Origin of the sequence: Streptomyces sp. IMTB 2501, assembly GCF_001953885.1 — a bacterium.
In the GTDB taxonomy this organism is placed as follows: domain Bacteria; phylum Actinomycetota; class Actinomycetes; order Streptomycetales; family Streptomycetaceae; genus Streptomyces.
Genome location: NZ_MQUS01000046.1, coordinates 1 through 21,077, shown reverse-complemented (window position 1 = coordinate 21,077; position 21,077 = coordinate 1). Strand labels below are relative to the sequence as shown.

Annotated in this window: 17 protein-coding genes; 12 read left to right on the top strand and 5 right to left on the bottom strand. The window is 71.4% G+C overall.

The window, feature by feature from the left end:
* Positions 1–171 precede the first annotated feature (171 nt).
* A complete protein-coding gene (locus AV521_RS42440; RefSeq protein WP_179023814.1) occupies positions 172–975 on the top strand; it encodes a hypothetical protein in 804 nt (267 codons plus the stop codon).
* A 188-nt stretch (positions 976–1,163) separates the two neighbouring features.
* Here AV521_RS42440 and disA read toward each other — a convergent pair whose 3' ends face one another.
* Complete coding sequence (disA, locus tag AV521_RS42435; RefSeq protein WP_031225157.1) at positions 1,164–2,288, bottom strand: DNA integrity scanning diadenylate cyclase DisA; 1,125 nt, start codon at positions 2,286–2,288, stop codon at positions 1,164–1,166.
* An 80-nt stretch (positions 2,289–2,368) separates the two neighbouring features.
* Entirely contained in the window at positions 2,369–3,778 is a 1,410-nt protein-coding gene (gene radA, locus AV521_RS42430; protein ID WP_076096952.1) for a DNA repair protein RadA, read from the bottom strand.
* A 301-nt stretch (positions 3,779–4,079) separates the two neighbouring features.
* On the opposite strand from radA, the gene AV521_RS48335 reads away from it, so the two are divergent.
* Entirely contained in the window at positions 4,080–5,792 is a 1,713-nt protein-coding gene (locus tag AV521_RS48335) for a hypothetical protein (RefSeq protein ID WP_371917111.1), read from the top strand.
* A 1,274-nt stretch (positions 5,793–7,066) separates the two neighbouring features.
* Here the strand turns inward: AV521_RS48335 and AV521_RS42420 are convergent.
* Entirely contained in the window at positions 7,067–7,936 is an 870-nt protein-coding gene (locus AV521_RS42420) for a hypothetical protein (protein WP_076096948.1), read from the bottom strand.
* A 71-nt stretch (positions 7,937–8,007) separates the two neighbouring features.
* On the opposite strand from AV521_RS42420, the gene AV521_RS42415 reads away from it, so the two are divergent.
* The 4 genes from AV521_RS42415 to ilvD all read left to right on the top strand — a co-directional run bounded on the left by AV521_RS42415 (position 8,008) and on the right by ilvD (position 12,614).
* Positions 8,008–8,940 (top strand): Ppx/GppA phosphatase family protein, encoded by a 933-nt coding sequence (locus AV521_RS42415; RefSeq protein WP_076096945.1) that lies wholly within the window; start codon positions 8,008–8,010, stop codon positions 8,938–8,940.
* A 144-nt stretch (positions 8,941–9,084) separates the two neighbouring features.
* Positions 9,085–9,897: a sugar phosphate isomerase/epimerase gene (locus AV521_RS42410; protein WP_076096943.1), complete on the top strand. Its 813-nt coding sequence runs from the start codon at positions 9,085–9,087 to the stop codon at positions 9,895–9,897.
* Between the two features lie 10 nt (positions 9,898–9,907).
* Positions 9,908–10,555, top strand: coding sequence for a TetR/AcrR family transcriptional regulator (locus AV521_RS42405; protein ID WP_076096940.1), 648 nt, complete (start codon positions 9,908–9,910; stop codon positions 10,553–10,555).
* Between the two features lie 205 nt (positions 10,556–10,760).
* Positions 10,761–12,614, top strand: coding sequence for a dihydroxy-acid dehydratase (gene ilvD / locus AV521_RS42400; RefSeq protein WP_076096938.1), 1,854 nt, complete (start codon positions 10,761–10,763; stop codon positions 12,612–12,614).
* A gap of 117 nt (positions 12,615–12,731) precedes the next feature.
* Here ilvD and AV521_RS42395 read toward each other — a convergent pair whose 3' ends face one another.
* A complete protein-coding gene (locus AV521_RS42395) occupies positions 12,732–14,849 on the bottom strand; it encodes a serine/threonine-protein kinase (RefSeq protein ID WP_076096936.1) in 2,118 nt (705 codons plus the stop codon).
* Positions 14,850–15,028: 179 nt separating this feature from the next.
* Between AV521_RS42395 and AV521_RS42390 the strand changes: the two genes are divergently transcribed.
* The 6 genes from AV521_RS42390 to proC all read left to right on the top strand — a co-directional run bounded on the left by AV521_RS42390 (position 15,029) and on the right by proC (position 19,401).
* Entirely contained in the window at positions 15,029–15,346 is a 318-nt protein-coding gene (locus AV521_RS42390) for an SH3 domain-containing protein (RefSeq protein WP_076096934.1), read from the top strand.
* Between the two features lie 42 nt (positions 15,347–15,388).
* Entirely contained in the window at positions 15,389–15,913 is a 525-nt protein-coding gene (locus AV521_RS42385) for a hypothetical protein (RefSeq protein ID WP_076096932.1), read from the top strand.
* Between the two features lie 94 nt (positions 15,914–16,007).
* Positions 16,008–16,799: a class I SAM-dependent methyltransferase gene (locus tag AV521_RS42380; RefSeq protein ID WP_076096930.1), complete on the top strand. Its 792-nt coding sequence runs from the start codon at positions 16,008–16,010 to the stop codon at positions 16,797–16,799.
* Positions 16,800–16,935: 136 nt separating this feature from the next.
* The gene (locus AV521_RS42375; RefSeq protein ID WP_076096928.1) at positions 16,936–17,754 is read left to right on the top strand and encodes an ABC transporter ATP-binding protein; all 819 of its coding nucleotides are present in this window, start codon (positions 16,936–16,938) and stop codon (positions 17,752–17,754) included.
* The gene (locus tag AV521_RS42370; protein ID WP_076096926.1) at positions 17,751–18,524 is read left to right on the top strand and encodes an ABC transporter permease; all 774 of its coding nucleotides are present in this window, start codon (positions 17,751–17,753) and stop codon (positions 18,522–18,524) included. Before AV521_RS42375 ends, AV521_RS42370 begins: the two co-directional genes overlap by 4 nt.
* A gap of 64 nt (positions 18,525–18,588) precedes the next feature.
* A complete protein-coding gene (gene proC / locus AV521_RS42365; protein WP_076096924.1) occupies positions 18,589–19,401 on the top strand; it encodes a pyrroline-5-carboxylate reductase in 813 nt (270 codons plus the stop codon).
* A gap of 83 nt (positions 19,402–19,484) precedes the next feature.
* Here proC and trpS read toward each other — a convergent pair whose 3' ends face one another.
* On the bottom strand, positions 19,485–20,513 hold the full coding sequence (trpS, locus tag AV521_RS42360) for a tryptophan--tRNA ligase (protein WP_076097016.1): 1,029 nt from the start codon (positions 20,511–20,513) through the stop codon (positions 19,485–19,487).
* Positions 20,514–21,077 lie beyond the last annotated feature (564 nt).

Sequence of the window (21,077 nt, the reverse complement as noted above, 5' to 3'; positions counted from 1 at the left end):
ATCCTCCCACGGCGAGGCGTCCGTGGCGGGTGACGGCGCGGTCACTCAGTGTCGCGATCTGTGAAGGGCCCCGCCGCTGACGGCAGTTACCGGGATGATGATCTGGAAAAGTTGCCGCCCGGGCGGCGGGTGACGCAAGCAAGCACGGGGTTCTCTCGTAAGGTTTGGGCCGTGGGTTCTCTGCGCAATCCGGTCGGGCCGTTTCCCTCCTCCATCTACTGGCGAAGGAGGGTCGTACTGCTGTCCGTGGTGGCCCTGTTGGCACTGCTGGTCACCTGGATCGCGACCGCCGGCGGCGGGGGCGGCAAGAAGAACCCCGAGGCGTCCAACGGCAAGAACCCCGCGCACACGATCACGCCGGGGCCGTCCTCGTCCGGGCCCGCGATCAGTCAACACCCGGGCGGGCGCGACGAGTCGAGCGGTGGGGACTCCAGTGGGAGCGGTTCCGCCTCCGGCGGCGACAGCGGGTCCTCCGGGTCCGGTGACGGCTCGGGCGGCGGCTCCGGTTCGGGGGCCGGAGGCGGCAACGTCGGTACGGGCGACACGCTCCCGGCGTCCTCCTCACTCCCCAACTGCACGTCCTCCGCAGTGACGTTGACCCTGCGCAGCCTGCGCAACTCCTACTCGCCGGACCAGACACCGACCTTCGAACTCACCGCGAAGAACGGCTCGCCCACCGACTGCAAGGTCGATCTCGGGCCCAAGAGCGCGGTGTTGACCATCACGTCGGCCGACCGAAGCGCCCCGTTCTGGTCCTCGGCCGACTGCCCCCAGGGCCCCGGGAGCCTGCCGTTCCGCGTACCGGCGGGCCAGAGCATCACGTACACGGTGAAGTGGGACCGCAGGCCGAGCGCGCCCCAGTGCGCGACGCCCACTCCCTCCGGGGGTTCGGCGGGGGCGGGTACGTATCTGCTGGAGGCGAAGGCGCCCGGGTTCGGGAAGGTACGCGCTTCGTTCGTGCTGTCGGCGGACTGAGGATCGGGGCAGCGCGGGTTCGTCGTCGGGTGCGGGTGTGTGGGGGCGTTCGCGCAGTTCCCCGGGCTCCTGAAAGCACGCTGCAGCTTGCCTGCCCAAGGGGCGCGGGGAACTGCACGACCAGCCGCGATGGACCCGCAGTCGCAAGACCACCGTGCCTCCCGAGCTATTGGGCGCCCGGCCAGAACTCAGACGTACCGCTCCAGGATGGACGACTCCGCCAACCGGGACAGACCCTCCCGCACGCTCCTCGCGCGCGCCTCTCCCACACCATCCACGGTCTGCAGATCATCCACGCTGGCAGCGAGTAGCTTCTGCAGGCCCCCGAAATGCTCGACCAGCCGGTCGATGATCGCGCCCGGAAGGCGTGGAACCTTCGCCAGCAGCCGGAAGCCCCGCGGGGACACCGCGGAGTCCAGTGTCTCGGGCGATCCGGTGTACCCCAGCGCACGCGCCACCGTGCCGAGTTCCAGCAGCTCCGCGTGGCTCAGCGCGTCCAGCTCGGACAGCGCCTCCTCGACCGTACGGGACCGCTTCGCCGTCGGCTCGGGGACATAGTCCCGGACGACCAGCTCACGGTCGGGCTCGACACCGGCGATCAACTCCTCCAGCTGGAGCGCGAGAAGACGCCCGTCGGTGCCCAGTTCGACCACATATTCAGCGATTTCGGTGGCGATACGACGGACCATCTCCAGCCGCTGTGCGACGGCGGACACGTCCCGCACCGTCACCAGGTCCTCGATCTCCAGCGCCGACAGCGTGCCGGCCACCTCGTCCAGGCGCAGCTTGTACCGCTCCAGCGTGGCCAGCGCCTGGTTCGCCCGGGACAGGATCGCCGCCGAGTCCTCCAGGACGCGGCGCTGACCGTCGACGTAGAGGGCGATCAGCCGCATCGACTGGGAGACGGAGACCACGGGGAAGCCGACCTGCTTGCTGACCCGGTCCGCCGTGCGGTGCCGGGTGCCCGTCTCCTCCGTCGGGATCGTCGGGTCCGGCACCAGCTGCACACCGGCGCGCAGGATCTTCGACAGGTCGGAGGAGAGCACGATGCCGCCGTCGAGCTTGCACAGCTCCCGCAGCCGGGTCGCGGTGAACTCGACATCCAGGACAAAACCGCCCGTGCACATCGCCTCGACCGTCTTGTCGGAGCCGAGGACGATCAGCCCGCCGGTGTTGCCGCGCAGAACGCGCTCAAGGCCGTCACGCAGGGCCGTACCGGGAGCCACGGCGCTCAGCGAGGCGCGCATCAGGCCATCGGAACCGGCACTCCCACCGGACTTTCCGGGAGCTGCTGCCCGGTCGTTGGCTGCCACTGCACTCCTCCGGTCGCAGGTTCTGACGCGCTCCCGTACCCGCACTCGGTTCGTACGGACAGGCGAGACCTGGGCAAAGTCTACCGGCGCTCCTCGGCCTCCCGTGGGGCCTCTCGGCGACGCGAGCGCGGCAGCACCCGCAGCGCGTCCCCCATGTCGGCCACTTCCAGGACCTTCATACCGGGCGGCACCTTGCCCGGGTCGGTCGGCACGAGCGCGTGCGTGAAGCCCAGCCGGTGCGCCTCGGAGAGCCTGCGCTGCACGCCCGTGACCCGTCTGACCTCGCCCGCGAGGCCCACCTCGCCGATCGCCACCAGATTCTTCGGCAGCGGGGTGTCACTGGCGGCGGAGGCCAGCGCCAGCGCGACCGCGAGGTCGGCGGCCGGCTCCGACAGCTTCACCCCGCCCACCGTCGCGGAGTAGATGTCCCGCTTGCCGAGCGCGCTGATCCGGCCGCGCTGCTCCAGGACGGCCAGCATCATCGACACGCGCGAGGTCTCCAGGCCCGAGGTCGTACGCCGCGGAGAGGGGATCTGGGAGTCGACGGTCAGCGCCTGCACCTCGGCCACCAGCGGGCGGCGGCCCTCCAGGGTGACGGTCAGGCAGGTGCCGGGGACCGGTTCGTCCCGACGTGTCAGGAAAAGTCCGCTCGGGTCGGCGAGGCCCGTGATGCCCTCGTCGTGCAGCTCGAAGCAGCCGACCTCGTCCGTGGCGCCGTAGCGGTTCTTCACGCCCCGGACGAGACGGAGACGCGCGTGCCGGTCGCCCTCGAAGTGGAGCACGACGTCCACGAGGTGCTCCAGCAGGCGCGGGCCGGCGATCGCGCCGTCCTTCGTGACATGGCCCACCAGCAGTGTGGACATGCCGCGCTCCTTGGAGGCGCGGATCAGCGCGCCCGCCACCTCCCGCACCTGCGCCATGCCGCCGGGCGCGCCCTCGATCTCCGGGGAGGCCACCGTCTGCACCGAGTCGAGGATCAGCAGGGACGGCTTCACCTCGTCCAAGTGGCCGAGGACCGCGGACAGGTCGGTCTCGGCGGCCAGATACAGCTCGTCGTGCAGGGCGCCGATGCGGTCCGCGCGCAGCCGGACCTGGCTCGCGGACTCCTCACCGGTGACATAGAGCGTGCGGTGCTCCGTGCTCGCGGACTTGGCGGCCACGTCCAGCAGCAGCGTGGACTTGCCGACGCCGGGCTCGCCGGCGAGCAGCACGACCGCACCGGGCACCAGGCCGCCGCCGAGCACCCGGTCCAGTTCGGGCACGCCGGTCGTGCGGGCGGTGGCCTGCCGGCCGTCGACCTGGCCGATGGGGAGCGCGGAGGTGGTGACACGGCCGGGTGCCGTCGTACGGACCGCGGGCGCGCCGTACTCCTCGATCGTGCCCCAGGCCTGGCATTCGGGGCAGCGGCCGAGCCACTTGGCCGTCTGCCAGCCGCACTCGGTGCAGCGGTAGGACGGGCGGTCCTTGGTGGTCTTGGTACGGGCAGCCATGCGGAAACCGTAGCCCGCGCCACTGACAATCGGTCCCCGGTTCGCCGAAGGGTCTCCCCGGCCGCCGGCAGGTCTCCCCGGGCCGTCCGTCGGATGAACGGGCCGACTGTGGGATGAACGGGCCATCCGTGGGATGAACGGGCGGTGGGCGGGTGAACCGGTATCGGCCATGACCCGTCGGGATCGAGCCACGGAACAAAGGGTTCCTGTCCCCTTATGAGGGATCGTTTCACCCGTACGGATTAAAAGTGCTCAAGGTGCGAGAAGGGGCACTCCGCCGCCGCCTACGGTCGCACAGGTGATGAGCAGCAGCCCGGAGACCACCACCCGCACCAGCGGCACACACTGGGCGCACCGCGAGGCGCGTGCCGCACGAGAGGCGCGGGAGGGGCACGACCACGCCCCCGGGCGCACCCTCGCCCAGCGGCCGCCGGCGCGCTACGAGCCGTACCTGGACGGGCTGTTCACCTACTGCCTGTCGGTTCTGTGCGACCACGACACGGCCACCGCCGCCCTCGGCGACGTCCTCGCCCTGGCCGAGCGGCGCGGACACCGCGTCCCCGGGGCCGCCGGCGACCGCAGGGCCTGGCTGTACGCGCTCGCCCGCTGGGCATGCCTGCGCAAGCTGGCCGAGGCCAAGCAGAAACGTCAGGCCACCCACGCGGCGGGCCGTTCCGCGGCCGCGAGCCGGGTTCCCGAGCGGACCCTGGCCCCGGAGGTCCAGGAGCAGCGCCGCCGCGAACTGTCCCTGCTGGCCTGGCCGGAAGCGGCCGGTACGACCCCCGAGCAGCGCGAGGCCCTGGAGCTGGCCGTCCGCCACCATCTGGCCGCGCACGAGGTCGCCGCCGTCCTCGGCATGGAACCCGCCGCCGCGCGTGACCTGCTGGCCACGGCCGCCTGCGAGGTCGAGCGCACCCGAGCGGCCCTCGCCGTCGTCGAGACCGGCGGCTGTCCCAGCGTGGCCCACCTCACGGGGGACAGCCGGCTGGTCCTCAGCACGGCCCTGCGCCGCGAGCTGGTCCGGCACGTGGACGACTGCCCGCGCTGCCGCCGAACCGCCGAGCGCGCCGTCCCCGGCCGCTGGCCCGGCGCCACGGTCACCCCGGCCGAGCTGCCCGTCCTCGAAGCCCCTCGCGCGGCACTGCACATCGCTCTGGCGCACCACTCACGCGCGCGTGGCGTGGCCGCACCCCGCTTCGACCGGCGTGGCTTCCCGATGGACCCCAAGGACCGCGCGGCCCGCCGGGACCGGCTACGCGCGCGTGCCGTGACGACGACGGTCGTGGCCACGGTGGTGGCCGCCCCTGTCCTGGCCCTGTGGGCCGCCTACCGGGGCGCCCCGACGGCGGAGGGGGACGGCCCCTCGGCCACCGCGCACGAGGCGGAGGGCCCCGACGCCCTCGGCGGCGACCCGGCCGGCGGTTACGAGAACGCTGGGAACGCGCGCGTGAAGCCCGGTGCGCACATCGGTCAGGACGGCAAGGCGGACGTCTCCGTGGAGGTCGTCAGCGTCTCCGGGGCGGGCGACAAGGGCTCCGGGCGGCTCGATGTCAGCGCCGCGAACGACGGTGACACCACGCTGATCACCCTCTCCGCCTCCGGCTCGGCCCCGGTCCGCTGGTCCGCGTCCACCTCGGCGCCCTGGCTCTACTTCAGCCGGTCCGCGGGAACCCTCGCCCCCGGCGAAACGTTGACGATCAAGATGTACGTGGACCACCTCCGCGAGCCCTCCGGCCTCTGGCACGCCCAGGTGGCGATCTCCCCGGCCGGCACGGTGGTCTCCATCGACGGCTACGGCACGGCCCCGACCCACCACCCCACATCCCCACCCCCGTCCTCCACCCCACCCACCACTCCCACCCAACCCCCCACACCCCCACCGACCACCCAGTCCCCACCCCCAACCACCTCGACCCCGCCCCCCACCCCCACAACCCCACCCCCGTCCTCCGACTCCCCGCCCCCGACTCCGTCCCCGACCAACACCGAGACGCCCAGTCCTTCCGGCAGCTAGGGGCGGGATTTGGGGGGCATGGGGGTGTGGGTGGCTGACCGGGGGCGCCTGCTTCGAGACACTGAGCCCCTTCCGGCGTCCGAGACACCGAGCCCTTTCTGGCTGCTGGGGGCGGGGCTTGGGGGCATGGGGTGCGAGTGGTTGGTGCCGGGGGCGGCTGGATGTCGGGCCGGGCCGCCTGGATACCGGGGCCGGGGATGAGGACTGGTCAGGGGGGCGGGTCGGGCTGAAGCGCCGGACGAGGACTGGGGCGGGGCTGGGGTGCGGGACGAGGGTTCGGGCGCGGGGCGGGGGCGCCCGCTTCGCGACACTGAGCCCCTTCCGGCGTCCGAGACACCGAACCCTTTCTGGCAGCTGGGGGCGGGGCTTGGGTCATAGGGCGGGGATCGGGGGGCGGGCTGAAGCGCCGGACGAGGACTGGGGCTGGGGTGCGGGATGAGGGTTCGGGCGCGAGGCGGGGACTGGGGCGGGGGCTGGACTGAGGGCAGGCGGGGGAGCGCTGATGGGGCGATGGGCAGATCTGTTTCAGGGCACCCGGGACGTTTGCGGCACCCCGGGTGCTCTGTTCCACGGCACGGGGCGAACGTCGCAGGTCAGGCGGTGTCCGGGCGGGGACACGAAGACGGTGGCCGGAACGCGCGGGCAGGAGGGCGGAACGGATCTGCCGATCCCAGCGGTCGGGAACTCGGCGAAGCCGGTGCTGGTCCCATGGGCGGGGCGAGCGGAGCCGGGACGCCGGACGCGCCGGGCCCCGTGGGCGCGGGAGTTACCGGGCCACCCGGGGGTGACGGAGCGGGTTGCCGGGTTTGTCGGCGGGCGGAGCCCTGCGATGTCCCCGCCCCCGTCGGCGTCCGTGTCGTCGTCCGCGTCGGCTGTTGGCGGGGGTCCGGTGGCGCCCCGGCATGCGGCTGTCGGATCTTGCCGTCGCAACCGGCATGCGGTCGCCCGGCCTTGCCGCCGCCTCCGGCAAGTGGCGGTCGGACCCTCCTGGCGACCCTGGGACGCGACTGTCGGTCCCTGCTCTCGCCTCCGGCAGGTGGCGGTCGGACCCTCGTGGCGACCCTGGGACGCGACTGTCGGTCCCTGCTCTCGCCTCCGGCAGGTGGCGGTCGGACCCTCCTGGCGACCCTGGGACGCGACTGTCGGTCCCTGCTCTCGCCCCTGGCACGCGACAGTCGGGCCCCCTCCTTCCCCGGGGGCGCCCCGGCATCGCCCCCTCGGTGCCGTTTCAGCCGACCGAGACGGGTGGGTGGGAAAGGGTGCGGCCGGTGGGGTTACGGGGCCGGGTCGGCGGGGTGAGGGGCGAGGAGCGGCAGCTGGGACGCCAGTCGTGCTTCGCAGAGCTCGACCAGACGGTCGTACCCCGCCTTGCCCATCAGCTCGGTCAGCTCGGCCCGGTAGGACACGTACACCGGGTCGCCCGCGCCGTGCGCCGACGTCGCCGACGTACACCACCAGTGCAGGTCGTGGCCGCCGGGACCCCAGCCCCGGCGGTCGTACTCGCCGATGGAGATCTGCAGGACCCGTGTGTCGTCGGGGCGGTCGATCCAGTCGTACGTCCGCCGGATCGGCAGCTGCCAGCACACGTCCGGCTTGGTCTCCAGCGGCTCCCGGCCCTCCCGCAGAGCGAGGATGTGCAGCGAGCAGCCCGCGCCGCCCGCGAAACCGGGCCGGTTCTGGAAGATGCACGAGCCCTGGAAGGGCCGGGTCTGACGGGAGCCCTCGTCGTCCTCCGAGACCCAGCCGTTCCGCGTGCCCTCCTCGTGGTGCTGCCAGATCTCCGGCGTGAGCCGCGCCACGTGCTGGGCGACCCGCTTCTCGTCGTCCTCGTCCGAGAAGTGCGCGCCCAGCGAGCAGCACCCGTCGTCCGCGCGGCCCGCCTGAATGCCCTGGCAGCCGCTGCCGAAGATGCAGTTCCAGCGAGAGGTCAGCCATGTCAGATCACAGCGGAAGACCTGCTCGTCGTCCGCAGGATCAGGAAACTCCACCCAGGCGCGCGCGAAGTCGAGCCCCTTCTCGTCGCTCATCTCCGGGGCCTTCTTGGACTTCTTGGACGACTTCTTGGACACGGACGCCTTCGCCTGCGAAGAATCCTTCAACTCCTTGGAGGATTTGTGATCCTTCGCCTTTTTCGTCTTTGGCACGTGTCCAGGGTAAGTGGCCGAGGGCCGCTCCGGGGACCGACGGCGGACGATCTGGCAGTAGCGTTCCGTATATGAGACTCGGTGTCCTGGACGTGGGTTCGAACACGGTGCATCTGCTGGTGGTGGACGCTCACCCCGGCGCGCGCCCGCTGCCCGCACATTCCCATAAGGTCGACCTTCGGCTTGCCCAACTGCTCGACGGCAGCGGTGCCATCGGCGACGACGGCGTGGAGAAACTGGTCGGCGTCGTACGGGACGCGCTCCAGGCCGCCGAGGACAAGGGCGTCGAGGACCTGCTGCCGTTCGCGACCTCCGCCGTCCGGGAAGCCACCAACGCCGACGACGTCCTCGCGCGCGTGGCCGACGAGACCGGCGTACGACTCCAGGTCCTCACCGGCGCGGAGGAGGCCCGGCTGACCTTCCTCGCGGTCCGCCGCTGGTTCGGCTGGTCAGCCGGAAAGCTGCTGGTCCTGGACATCGGCGGGGGCTCCCTGGAGATCGCCTACGGCATAGACGAGGAGCCGGACGCCGCCGTCTCGCTGCCGCTCGGCGCCGGCCGGCTCACCGCTGGCTGGCTGCCCGGTGACCCGCCCGCCCCCGACGCCGTGCGCACGCTGCGCCGCCATGTACGTACGGAGATCGCCCGCACGGTCGGCGAATTCAGCCGCCTCGGCGTCCCCGACCACGTCGTCGCCACCTCCAAGACCTTCAAGCAGCTCGCCCGCATCGCCGGCGCCGCGCGCAGCGCCGACGGCCTCTACGTCCAGCGCGAACTCAAGCGTGAGTCCCTGGAGGCCTGGGTCCCGCGCCTCGCCGGAATGACCGCCGACCAGTGCGCCGAGCTCCCGGGCGTCTCGGAGGGCCGGGCCGGCCAGCTACTGGCCGGCGCCCTGGTGGCCGAGGGCGCGATGGACCTGTTCGGCGTCGAGAACCTGGAGATCTGTCCGTGGGCCCTGCGTGAGGGCGTGATCCTACGGCGCCTGGATCACATGGGCTCGGCATGACTCCCCGGGGGCGCGGGGCTGTGTCGATACGAGGCTGCGCCGCGTGGGCGCGAGAAGCGATCACGCACCCGCCGGAATGGCAAAGCTCACAACGGCGAATAGGCACCCAACACCGGGACTACCCCACGCCGTAAGGTGACGGACGTGGCTGAACCAACGGACGTGCGTATCGCGCTGTCGACGGCCTCCGTATACCCGGAGTCCACGGCGACGGCCTTCGAGATCGCCGCGCGCCTCGGGTACGACGGCGTCGAGGTCATGGTGTGGACCGACCCGGTCAGCCAGGACATCGAGGCGCTGCGCCGCCTGTCGGACTACCACCGCATTCCGGTCCTCGCGGTTCACGCCCCCTGCCTCCTGATCACCCAGCGGGTCTGGTCGACGGACCCCTGGACCAAGCTGCAGCGCGCCCGGGCGGCCGCCGAGAAGCTGGGTGCCTCCACCGTCGTCGTACACCCCCCCTTCCGCTGGCAGCGGCAGTACGCGCGCGACTTCGTCGACGGGATCTGGCGGATGGCGGACGAGACGGACGTACGGTTCGCGGTCGAGAACATGTACCCGTGGCGCTACCGTGACCGCGAGATGCTCGCCTACGCCCCCGACTGGGACGTCACCCAGCACGACTACCGGCACTTCACGATCGACCTCAGCCACACCGCGACCGCCCGCGCGGACGCCCTGGACATGATCGACCGCATGGGCGACCGCCTCGGCCATGTGCACCTCGCCGACGGCCGGGGCTCGGCCAAGGACGAGCACCTGGTGCCCGGCCGCGGCACCCAGCCCTGCGCCGAGCTGCTGGAACACCTGACCCTCTCCGGCTTCGACGGCCATGTCGTCATCGAGGTCAACACCCGGCGCGCGATGTCCGCCGCGGAGCGCGAGGCCGACCTCGCCGAGGCTCTTGCCTTCACCCGTAAGCACCTGGCGTCGGCGGTCCGGGTGCCCCGGCCATGAGCGAGCACCGATGACGAAGAACACGCCGCCGACCGAGAACACGCCACCGTCGCCCGGCGAGCCGGCCGTCCGCCGAAGGGGCAGGCCGCCGCGCACCGAGTCCGCCGACACCCGCGACCGCATCCTCACCGCGGCCCGCGAGGAGTTCTCCGAGCGCGGCTACGACAAGGCGTCCGTCCGCGGCATCGCCAAGACGGCCGGGGTCGACTCCGCGCTGGTCCACCACTACTTCGGCACCAAGGAGCAGGTCTTCGAGGCGGCCGTCACCGTGGCCCTCGCGCCCGCGCTGGACGCGCCGGTAGCGATCGCCGACGGCCCTCTGGACGGGGTGGGGGAGCGGATGACCCGCTTCGTCTTCGGCGTCTGGGAGAACCCCCGGACCCGTGCCCCGCTGCTGGCCATCGTCCGCTCGGCGGTCAACAACGACACCGCGGCCGCCGTCTTCCGCCGCCTGATCGCCGCCCAGCTGTTGCGCCGGATCGCGGCCCAGGTGGATCTGCCGGACCCCGAGCTGCGCGCCGAGCTGGCCGCCGCCCAGTTGGTGGGTGCCGCGATGATGCGCTACGTGATCAAGCTGGAGCCGCTGGCGTCGGCGGACCTGGAGCAGATCATCGCGCGCGTCGCCCCCGTCGTACAGCACCACCTCACGGACAGATGACGTTTCGTCGGCAGACGGGATGTCGGCAGACGGGATGTCGACAGGTGGGGTCGCGACGACGGGCGAAATCCCACGCACAGGTGAAACGCACGTCCCGCATTCCGGACAACCGTGTCCAGCGTTTGGAGCACCGGCGTACGCTCGACCGTACAGTCAGAACTCTTTGGCAGTAGGTCTTCGTAGATCTTCGAAGGAGCGAGCGACGATGCCCGAGCTGAGGTCCCGCACAGTCACCCACGGCCGCAACATGGCGGGCGCCCGCGCCCTTATGCGCGCCTCCGGTGTACCCGGTGCGGACATCGGCCGGAAGCCGATCATCGCGGTCGCGAACTCCTTCACCGAGTTCGTGCCGGGCCACACCCATCTGCAGCCGGTCGGCCGGATCGTCAGCGAGGCGATCACGGAGGCGGGCGGCATCCCGCGCGAGTTCAACACGATCGCCGTGGACGACGGCATCGCCATGGGCCACGGCGGCATGCTCTACTCCCTGCCCTCCCGCGACCTGATCGCGGACAGCGTGGAGTACATGGTGGAGGCCCACTGCGCCGACGCCCTGGTCTGCATCTCCAACTGCGACAAGATCACGCCGGGCATGCTGCTGGCGGCGCTGCGCCTGAACATCCCGACGGTCTTCGTCTCCGGCGGCCCGATGGAGGCCGGCCGCGCCACGCTCGTGGACGGCACGGTCCGCACCCTCGACCTGGTCGACGCGATCTCCGACGCCGTCAACGACAAGATCTCCGACGAGGACATCCTCCGTATCGAGGAGAACGCCTGCCCGACCTGCGGCAGCTGTTCCGGCATGTTCACGGCCAACTCGATGAACTGCCTGACCGAGGCGATCGGCCTGTCCCTGCCCGGCAACGGCTCGGTCCTCGCCACCCACACCGCGCGCAAGCAGCTCTACGTCGACGCGGCCCGCACGGTCATGGACCTCACCCGCCGCTACTACGAGCAGGACGACGAGTCGGCCCTGCCGCTCAACATCGCCACCTTCCAGGCCTTCGAGAACGCGATGGCCCTGGACATCGCGATGGGCGGCTCCACCAACACGATCCTGCACTTGCTGGCCGCCGCCCAGGAGGCGGGCGTCCCCTTCGGCCTGGAGCAGATCGACGCCGTCTCGCGCCGGGTGCCGTGCCTGGCGAAGGTGGCGCCCAACGTCGCGAAGAACCGCACGTACTACATGGAGGACGTGCACCGCGCCGGCGGCATCCCGGCCCTGCTCGGCGAACTGCACCGCGCCGGCCTGCTCAACGAGGACGTGCACGCGGTCCACAGCCCGTCCCTGGCCGACTGGCTGAAGACCTGGGACGTCCGCGGCGGCTCCCCGTCCCCGGAGGCGGTCGAGCTGTGGCACGCGGCCCCGGGCTGTGTCCGCTCCGCCGAGGCCTTCTCCCAGTCCGAGCGCTGGGAGGCCCTGGACGACGACGCCGAGAACGGCTGCATCCGCTCCGTCGAGCACGCCTACTCCAAGGACGGCGGCCTCGCGGTCCTCAAGGGCAACCTGGCCGTGGACGGCTGTGTGGTCAAGACGGCCGGTGTCGACGAGTCCATCTGGACCTTCGAGGGCCCGGCGGTGGTCTGCGAGTCCCAGGAGGAGGCTGTCCAGCGCATCCTCACCCAGGAGGTCAAGGACGGCCATGTCGTCGTCATCCGCTACGAGGGCCCCAAGGGCGGCCCCGGCATGCAGGAGATGCTCTACCCGACCTCGTACCTGAAGGGCCGCGGCCTCGGCAAGACCTGCGCCCTGATCACCGACGGCCGCTTCTCCGGCGGCACCTCGGGCCTGTCCATCGGCCACGCCTCCCCCGAGGCGGCGTCCGGCGGCACCATCGCCCTGGTCCAGGACGGCGACCGCATCCGCATCGACATCCCGAACCGCACGATCGAGCTGCTGGTCGACGAGGCCGAACTGTCCCGCCGCGAGCAGGCCTTGGGTGGCGTCTACGCCCCCAGGAACCGCGACCGCAAGGTCTCGGCCGCCCTGCGCGCCTACGCCGCGATGGCGACCAGCGCCGACAAGGGCGCGGTCCGCGACGTGACCAAGCTGGGCTGACCCGACCCGCACATGGAAGGGGCCGCCTCCGGTGGGGCGGCCCCTTTTGTCATTCCCTCTTGCCAGTCACCTCTGCCGGTCACCCTGTCGGCCACCTTCGTCGGTCACCTCTGCATCTCACCAGTCGGCCGGATTGCGCGCCCCGACACCGAAGACCGTCCCGTCGGGAGCGGCGGCGTAGACATGGCCGTCGACGACCACCGGTGCCGGCAGCTCGGCGGTGACCTTGTCCGCGTCGGCGCCGAGCCGCGGCCGGGTCTGCCCGATGAGGTGTCCGTCGTGCGCGTCGAACGCCAGCAGGCGTCCGTCGGCCGCGGTGAAGTAGACGTGCGCACCGTCGCCGACCGGGGCCGAACCGCGGCTGACGGACGTTTCGATGTGCCACAGCCGCTTGCCGGCGCTCAGGTCGACGGCCTCCAGCGAGCCGCCGGTGGCCAGCAGGTAGACCGTGTCGCCGTGCACAGTGGCCTGCGGTGTCAGACGCGGGACCGGCAGCGCCACCCGGCGCGACGTCTTCGCGGCCGGCGTGTAGCGGACCACGGCGTTCGTCTCCCCGGTGGTCAGGTCGACGGACAGGAAGGCCAGGGAGCCGCCCTGGCTGCCGACCGGCTTCAACACCCCGTTCAGCGAGGCGTTCCAGCGCACGGCGCCGCTACCGGGATCCACCGCGGCGACGTGGGTGCGCGTCCCGTCCGGCGACGTGGTGGTCGCGTAGACCAGCGGGTCCCCGTCGAACGAGGCGAGGAACGGCGTACCGGAACCCTGGAGCCGATGACTCCACTTCGTCCGGCCCGACGTGCCGTCCACGCCGCTGATCGTTCCGTCGGCTCCGCTGAGCAGGGCCGTGCCGCCGGCGTACCGGTCCGTCGCGCCCTGTGGCAGCGGCCGCTTCCACACCTCGTTGCCGGAGCGCAGGTCGAAGGCCTCCAGCCGTGAGCTGCCGTTCGTGGAGAGCTGCACGAGCGAGTCCGAGAGAACCGGCGGTCCGCTGACCGGCCCGGCGGCGACCGAGCGGTGCCACAGCAGCTTTCCGTCGGCGGCGGAGAGCGCGAAGACCGCACCGGGCCGCGCACAAAGCAACCTGCCGGCCCCGTACGAACACTGGGGCATCCCCGTCCCCCCGGATACCGGTTTGGCCTCCCAGGAGCTGAACACGGCGGCCTTGGTGTGCGGGGTCGTACCGGCCGGCGTGGGGCCGTCGCTTCCCATCAGCTGTACGACGACCAGCGCGGCGGCCGCGACGAGGCCGAGCGCTCCGGCGCTCACCGCCGCCTTCCGGCGAAGGCGCCGCCCGGCCGACGGCTCCGGCCGCCCGGCACGCGGCCGCGGCGCCGGCTCGTCGCCCGACCGCTGGGCCGCCCCGTCGCTGGAGCGCTGCGCCGGTATGAACGCCTGCGTGTCGTACGAGGCCGCCACCGACCGCAGTTCCCGCATGAGTTCATCGGGGGTCGGCCGGCCGTCCGGCTCCTTGGCGAGGCACCGCAGTACCAGCGGCGCGAGATCGTCCGGCACACCGGTGAGGTCCGGCTCGTCATGCACCACCTGGTACGCCACGACGTACGGGCTGTCGGAGTCGAACGGCCCGCGCCCGGTCGCCGCGTGCACCATCACCGACCCGAGCGCGAAGATGTCGGCGGCGGGCCCCACTTCGCGCGGCCGCCGGAACTGCTCCGGCGCCATGAACGGCGGAGTGCCGATCAACTTGCCGGTCTCGGTGCGCAGTTCGCTGTCCTTCGGCCGGGAGATGCCGAAGTCGATGACTTTCGGCCCGTCCTCGGCGAGCAGCACATTGCTCGGCTTCAGATCCCGGTGCACGACCCCGACCCGGTGGATGTCGCGCAGCGCCTCGGCGAGCCCCGCCATCAGCCGGCGCAGCTGCGCAGGAGCCATGGACCCGTTCCGCTTCACCTCGTCGGAGAGGGTCGGGCCGGGAATGAACAGTGTGGCCATCCAGGGCCGTTCGGCATCCGGATCGGCGTCGACGACGGGCGCGGTGAAGGCTCCGCTGACCTTGCGGGCGGCGGCCACCTCCTGCCGAAAACGCCCCCTGAACTCGGGGTCTCTGGCGAACTCGGCGTGTACGACCTTGACCGCGAGCTTCATCCCCGAGGTACTCCGGGCCAGATGGACGACACCCATGCCGCCCGAGCCCAGGCGTGCGTCCAGGCGATAGTGACCGGCGTACTCGGGAAGTTCCGCTTCCGCGCCCGCTCCCGTGTTCCTGCGTGGCGTCATGCGACCACCCCCGTGCTGTTCCTCCGCGAGCGCGACGCACGGAGCCTAGTCGATGACTCGTGCGAGACAGAGGCGGCTTGCTAGCCTCCGCGTGCGAGTCGCGCACGGGTGTTTCGCGACTTGTTCCCAGGGAACCAAGGGGGCCCATGAGACGCATGGGTCCAACGGGGGAGGATCACATGTCTGTTGACCATGTCGAAGACGTCGAGACCGGCACCGAGTCCACGGCAACGACGGCCGCCGCGGACGTGCGTACGTACGCGGTCGCCCCGGGCGTCCGGCTGAACGTCCGCAACGGCCCCGGCACCGGCTACGGCATCGTGCGCGTCCTGCCCGAGGGAACCCGCGTCCCGATCTTCTGCCAGACGCCGGGTACGTGGGTCTCCGGCCCGTACGGCACCTCCAACATCTGGGACAACATCGACAACGGCGAGTACGTCTCCGACGCCTACGTCCAGACCGGCAGCGACGGCTACGTCGCCTCTCGCTGCGCCTGACCCCACCGGGAGCCCGTCCCCGTCCGGCGCCATAATCGTTCCGTGAGCGACGAAACCGGCACCCCGGACACCCCGGCGGGCTCCTCCGGCGGCACGGCCCCGAGCGGCGGCCCCCGCCCCGAGCCCCTCCGCTTCTTCGGCACCACCTGGGTGAACCACGAAGACGGCTACACCGCCCGCCGAGCCGGCGTCGCCATCGGCTCGCTCGCCGCGGCCGTCGCCTCCTGTCTGGTCCTGCGCTTCGCCTACGAGGGCATCCAGATCGCGGACACCGGCTCCTTCGTGACCGTGCTGATCATCGCCATGTTCGCGATCTGCAGCGCGCTCGCCTTCCGCAACACCTGGGAGGGCTTCGGCAAGCGCCACGACCCGCAGCGCCAGGCCTCCCTGCGCGGCCTGCTCGCCATCGGCTTCGTCGGCTCCCTCCTCGCCTACTTCTTCCGCTCCCTCACCGAGGCCCCCGGCGAGAAGCTCCACCGCGAGGAGTACGACCAGGCCCGCGAGGCCCACGACCGCCGAACCTCCCGCCGCACCGGCAACCCGTCGAAGAAGAAGCGCAACCGCTGACACCGGCCTCAGGCCCGCACCGCTCCCCGAAAAACCGCCTCCCGCTCCGGAAATCCCGATGTCGTCCTGTCCCAGGGCGTCACAGGATGTCCGTATGACCACGACACAACCGACCCCGCCCACCCCCTCGGACTCGGCCCGCGCGCACTCCTTCAACTCCGCCGCCGCCCAGTACGCGGCGAACCGTCCCTCCTACCCGCCCGCCCTCTTCGACACCGTCGAGGAACTGGCCGGCCGGTCCCTGTCCGGTGCCCGGGTCGTGGACGTCGGCGCCGGTACGGGCATCGCGACCGCCCTCCTGCACGACCGCGGCGCCGATGTCCTCGCCGTCGAACCCGGCGAGGGTATGGCCGCCGAGTTCCGCCGCGGGCTGCCGCAGCTCCCGATCGTCCGCGGCGACGGCAACGCCCTTCCCGTCGCCGACGCCTCCGCCGACTTCGTCACCTACGCCCAGGCCTGGCACTGGACCGACACCGCCCGCTCGGTGCCGGAGGCGCTGCGGGTGCTGCGGCCGGGCGGCGCGCTGGCGGTGTGGTGGAACACCGAGGCGCTCGACGTCGACTGGATCGCCGAGGCCGCCGGCCGCACGGGCCGCTTCCTCGGCGTGGATGTCGCCGCGAAGAAGCGCAAGGCCGGCGAGCGCACCGACCTGGCCGACCCCAGCGGGCGCCTGAACTTCGTCCGCCGCGACGTCCGCTGGAGCCGCCGCGTCCCGGTCGACACCCACCTCGCCAACATCGGCAGCCACTCGGCCTTCCTCGTCGCGCCGCAGGAGCGCAGGACCGCCCACCTGGAAGAGGAGCGCGCCCATCTGCTCAAGGTCTTCCCCGACGGCATCGTCGAGGAGACCTACGACGTGCTTCTCCTCGTCGCCACCAAGCCCTGACCTGGGCGAAGTTCCATCGAAGCGGCGGCCGGGTGCCCTCCCGGCCGCCGCTGCCGTATCGGCACCCGCACGCACCGGCAGCGCACCCGGACGCACCCCTTGACGTCCGCGATGCTCCCGGCGGATTATTCAGCGCGTGATGAATTATCCGTCGGATCCACCGACCGAGCCGCTCAACCCCTCCACCACAGCCACCATCGCCGTCCACGCCGACGCCCTCACCGTCGTCCGCGGCCCCCGGACCGTCCTGCACCACCTCCACTTCACCGTCCCCCGCGGCCAGATCACCGGCCTGCTCGGCCCCTCCGGCTGCGGCAAGTCCACCCTCATGCGCGCCATCGTCGGCACCCAGGCCAAGGTCACCGGCACCCTGAACGTCCTCGGCCGCCCCGCCGGCCACCCCACCCTGCGCAGCCGCATCGGCTACGTCACTCAGGCCCCCTCCGTCTACGACGACCTGACCGTTCGCCAGAACCTCGACTACTTCGCCGCGATCCTCGACCCCGGCCGCGCCGCTGCAGAGCGCCGCCACGAACACGTCACCCGGGCCATCGCCGACGTCGACCTCACCAGCCACGCCGACGCCCTCGCCGGCAACCTCTCCGGCGGCCAGCGCAGCCGGGTCTCCCTCGCCGTCGCCCTCCTCGGGACCCCGGAACTTCTCGTCCTGGACGAACCCACCGTCGGCCTGGACCCCGTTCTGCGCCGCGACCTTTGGGCCCTCTTCCACGACCTCGCCGCCGGCCGCGGCGCCACCCTCCTCGTCTCCTCCCATGTCATGGACGAGGCCGAGCGCTGCCACCGCCTCCTCCTCATGCGCGACGGCGAGATCCTTGCCGACGACACCCCCGACGCCCTGCGCACCCGCACCGGCACCGACACCGTCGAGGCAGCGTTCCTCCGCCTCGTCGACGAAGCCGCCACCGCACACCGCACCCAGGAGACGACCCGATGAGTACGACCGCCCCGGTCGCCCCCACCGGCGCGCTCAACGCCTCCCGCACCACCGCCACCGCGGCCCGGGTCCTGCGTCAACTCCGCCACGACCCGCGCACCATCGCGCTGATGATCGTCGTCCCGTGCCTGATGCTGATCCTGCTGCGCTACGTCTTCGACGGCAGCCCGCGCACCTTCGACAACATCGGCGCATCCCTGCTCGGCATCTTCCCGCTGATCACGATGTTCCTCGTCACCTCCATCGCCACCCTGCGCGAACGCACCTCCGGCACCCTCGAACGCCTCCTCGCCATGCCCCTCGGCAAGGCCGACCTCATCGCCGGCTACGCCCTCGCCTTCGGCACCCTCGCCATCGTCCAGTCCGCCCTCGCCACCGGACTCGCGCTGTGGGCGCTCGGCCTCGACGTCACCGGCTCACCCTGGCTGCTCCTCCTCGTCGCCCTCCTCGACGCCCTGCTCGGTACGGCCCTCGGCCTCTTCGTCTCGGCCTTCGCGGCCTCGGAATTCCAGGCGGTCCAGTTCATGCCCGCGGTGATCTTTCCCCAGCTCCTCCTCTGCGGCCTGTTCACTCCCCGGTCAGACATGCACCCCGCCCTCACGGCCATCTCCGACGTCCTGCCGATGTCGTACGCCGTCGACGGCATGAACGAGGTCCTGCGCCACACCGACATGACGGCGACGTTCGTACGAGACGTCCTGATCGTCGCCGGCTGCGCCCTGCTGGTACTGGGCGTGGGGGCGGCGACGCTACGACGGCGCACGGCCTAGCCGCCGTTCCGCCCACCGGACAACCCAGCCGCCCCCCCTCCTCACCGGTGCGAAACTGAACCCCATGAGCCAGAAAGTCGCAGTCCTCGGCACCGGCAAGATCGGCGAAGCCCTGCTCAGCGGAATGATCCGGGCCGGCTGGGCCCCCGCCGACCTCCTGGTCACCGCCCGCCGCCCCGAACGCGCCGAAGAACTCCGCACCCGCCATGGAGTCACCCCGGTCAGCAACCCCGAGGCAGCCAAGACCGCCGACACCCTCATCCTCACGGTCAAACCGCAGGACATGGGCACCCTCCTGGACGAGTTGGCCCCGCATGTCCCCGCCGACCGCCTGATCATCAGCGGCGCCGCCGGAATCCCCACCTCCTTCTTCGAGGAGCGCCTGCCCGCAGGCACCCCGGTCGTCCGGGTCATGACCAACACCCCGGCCCTCGTCGACGAGGCCATGTCGGTCATCTCCGCCGGCAGCCACGCCACCGAACAGCACCTCGCGCACGCCGAAGAGATCTTCGGTGCCGTGGGCAAGACGCTCCGCGTCCCCGAGAGCCAGCAGGACGCCTGCACCGCCCTGTCCGGCTCCGGTCCCGCGTACTTCTTCTATCTCGTCGAGGCCATGACCGATGCCGGCATCCTGCTCGGCCTGCCCCGCGACAAGGCCCACGACCTCATCGTCCAGTCCGCCATCGGCGCCGCCGTGATGCTCCGCGACAGCGGCGAACACCCCGTCAAACTCCGCGAGAACGTCACCTCCCCCGCCGGCACGACCATCAACGCCATCCGCGAACTGGAGAACCACGGCGTACGAGCAGCCCTCATCGCCGCCCTCGAAGCCGCCCGCGACCGCAGCCGCGAACTCGCCTCCGGCAAGAAGGACTGACCCGGCGCCGGGGGCGACGGCTCACCGACCGCCGCCCCCCCACACGCCCGGCCCCGCCCGAACGGGGCCCGCACGGACAGTCCCTAACGGGTGGCCGCGCTCAACGCGGTATCGAACACCGGCGGCAACAGGCCGATCGCCCGATACGCCGCATCGACGGTCGGCCGGGCCATCGCCCTCGCCTTCTCCGCACCATCCCGCAGCACCCCCTCCACATAGGCAGGATCCGCGCACAGCTCCCTGTGCCTGGCCTGCACGGGCCTGAGGACCTCCACCACGGCCTCCGCGGTGTCCTTCTTCAAAGCGCCGTACGACTGGTAAACGCCCGCCAGTGACTCAGGGTTCCCGCCCGTGCACGCAGCGAGAATCTCCAGCAGATTGGCGACCCCCGGCCGCGCCTCCCGGTCGTACTCCACGTCCCGCCCGCTGTCGGTGACGGCACGCATGACCTTCTTCCGCACGTCGTCCGGCTCGTCCAGCAGATAGACGACCCCCAGACCGGAGTCGTCCGACTTCCCCATCTTCGCCGTCGGGTTCTGGAGATTCATCACCCGCGCCGCCACCTCGGGCCGCGTCGCCTTCGGCACCACGAACGTGTGCCCGTACCGCTGGTTGAACCGCACCGCCAGATCCCGCGCCAGCTCGACATGCTGCACCTGGTCGTCCCCGACCGGCACCTCGCCCGCGCCGTACGCCAGGATGTCCGCCGCCATCAGCACCGGATACGTCAGCAACGACAGCCGCACGCTCGCGCCCCGCTCCTGTTGCCGCGCGACCTTCTCCTTGTACTGGATCATCCGCCGCATCTCACCGTCGGACGCCACACACTCCAGCAGGTACGACAGCCTCGTGTGCTCGTCGACATGACTCTGCAGGAACACGGTGCACACCTCGGGATCGAGCCCGGCCGCCAGCATCAACGTCGCCGTCTGCCGACTGAGCCTGCGCAATCGCGCCGGATCCTGGTCCACGGTCAGCGCGTGCAGATCCACGACGCAGAACAGCGCGTCAGCCTGATGCTGGTCCGTCTCCACCCAGCGCCGCAGGGCTCCCAGGTAGTTGCCCAACGTCAGGTGCCCGGTCGGCTGGATCCCACTGAATACCCGCGTCATCTCCACTCCACCTCCTGGTCGGGACCGCCGCTCCTGCGGCCGGCCCCCGGAGTCCGGAGGAGATACGAGAACGGCCGCCGAAGCGGCGGCCGTTGGTTGCATACGTGAGTACGGCCGCCGTCAGGCGGCCCACCAAAGCTGGGTACACGTACGCGTTGTCATGTGGACCAGGCTACGCCCTCGGGGCGTCCCCAGGGCAAGAGTTGACACACCCCACGTCGATCCGTAGTGTTCTCCGGGTTGTCCGACGTGAGCGCCGACTTCGGTCGGTCCCCGGACAGCCATTCCGCAAGTACCTACCAGCAATCGATGCTGCGGCGTCGGCTGCTTTGGCGTACGTATTTTGTGAAATGAGGAATCCGCGTTCGAAAGGACGCAGCCCCCGATTAGCTCGGGAGCGCGGAATCCGCTAAAGTCTCACTCGTCGGAACGGCCCAGCGGCCGGGAAGACAAACCCCCTGACTGGGAGTCAGACGCCGAAAGGATCTGATAGAGTCGGAACCGCCGGAAAGGAAACCGTGAGAAAAACGCGGGAGCCTGGAAAGCACCGAGGAAATCGGATCG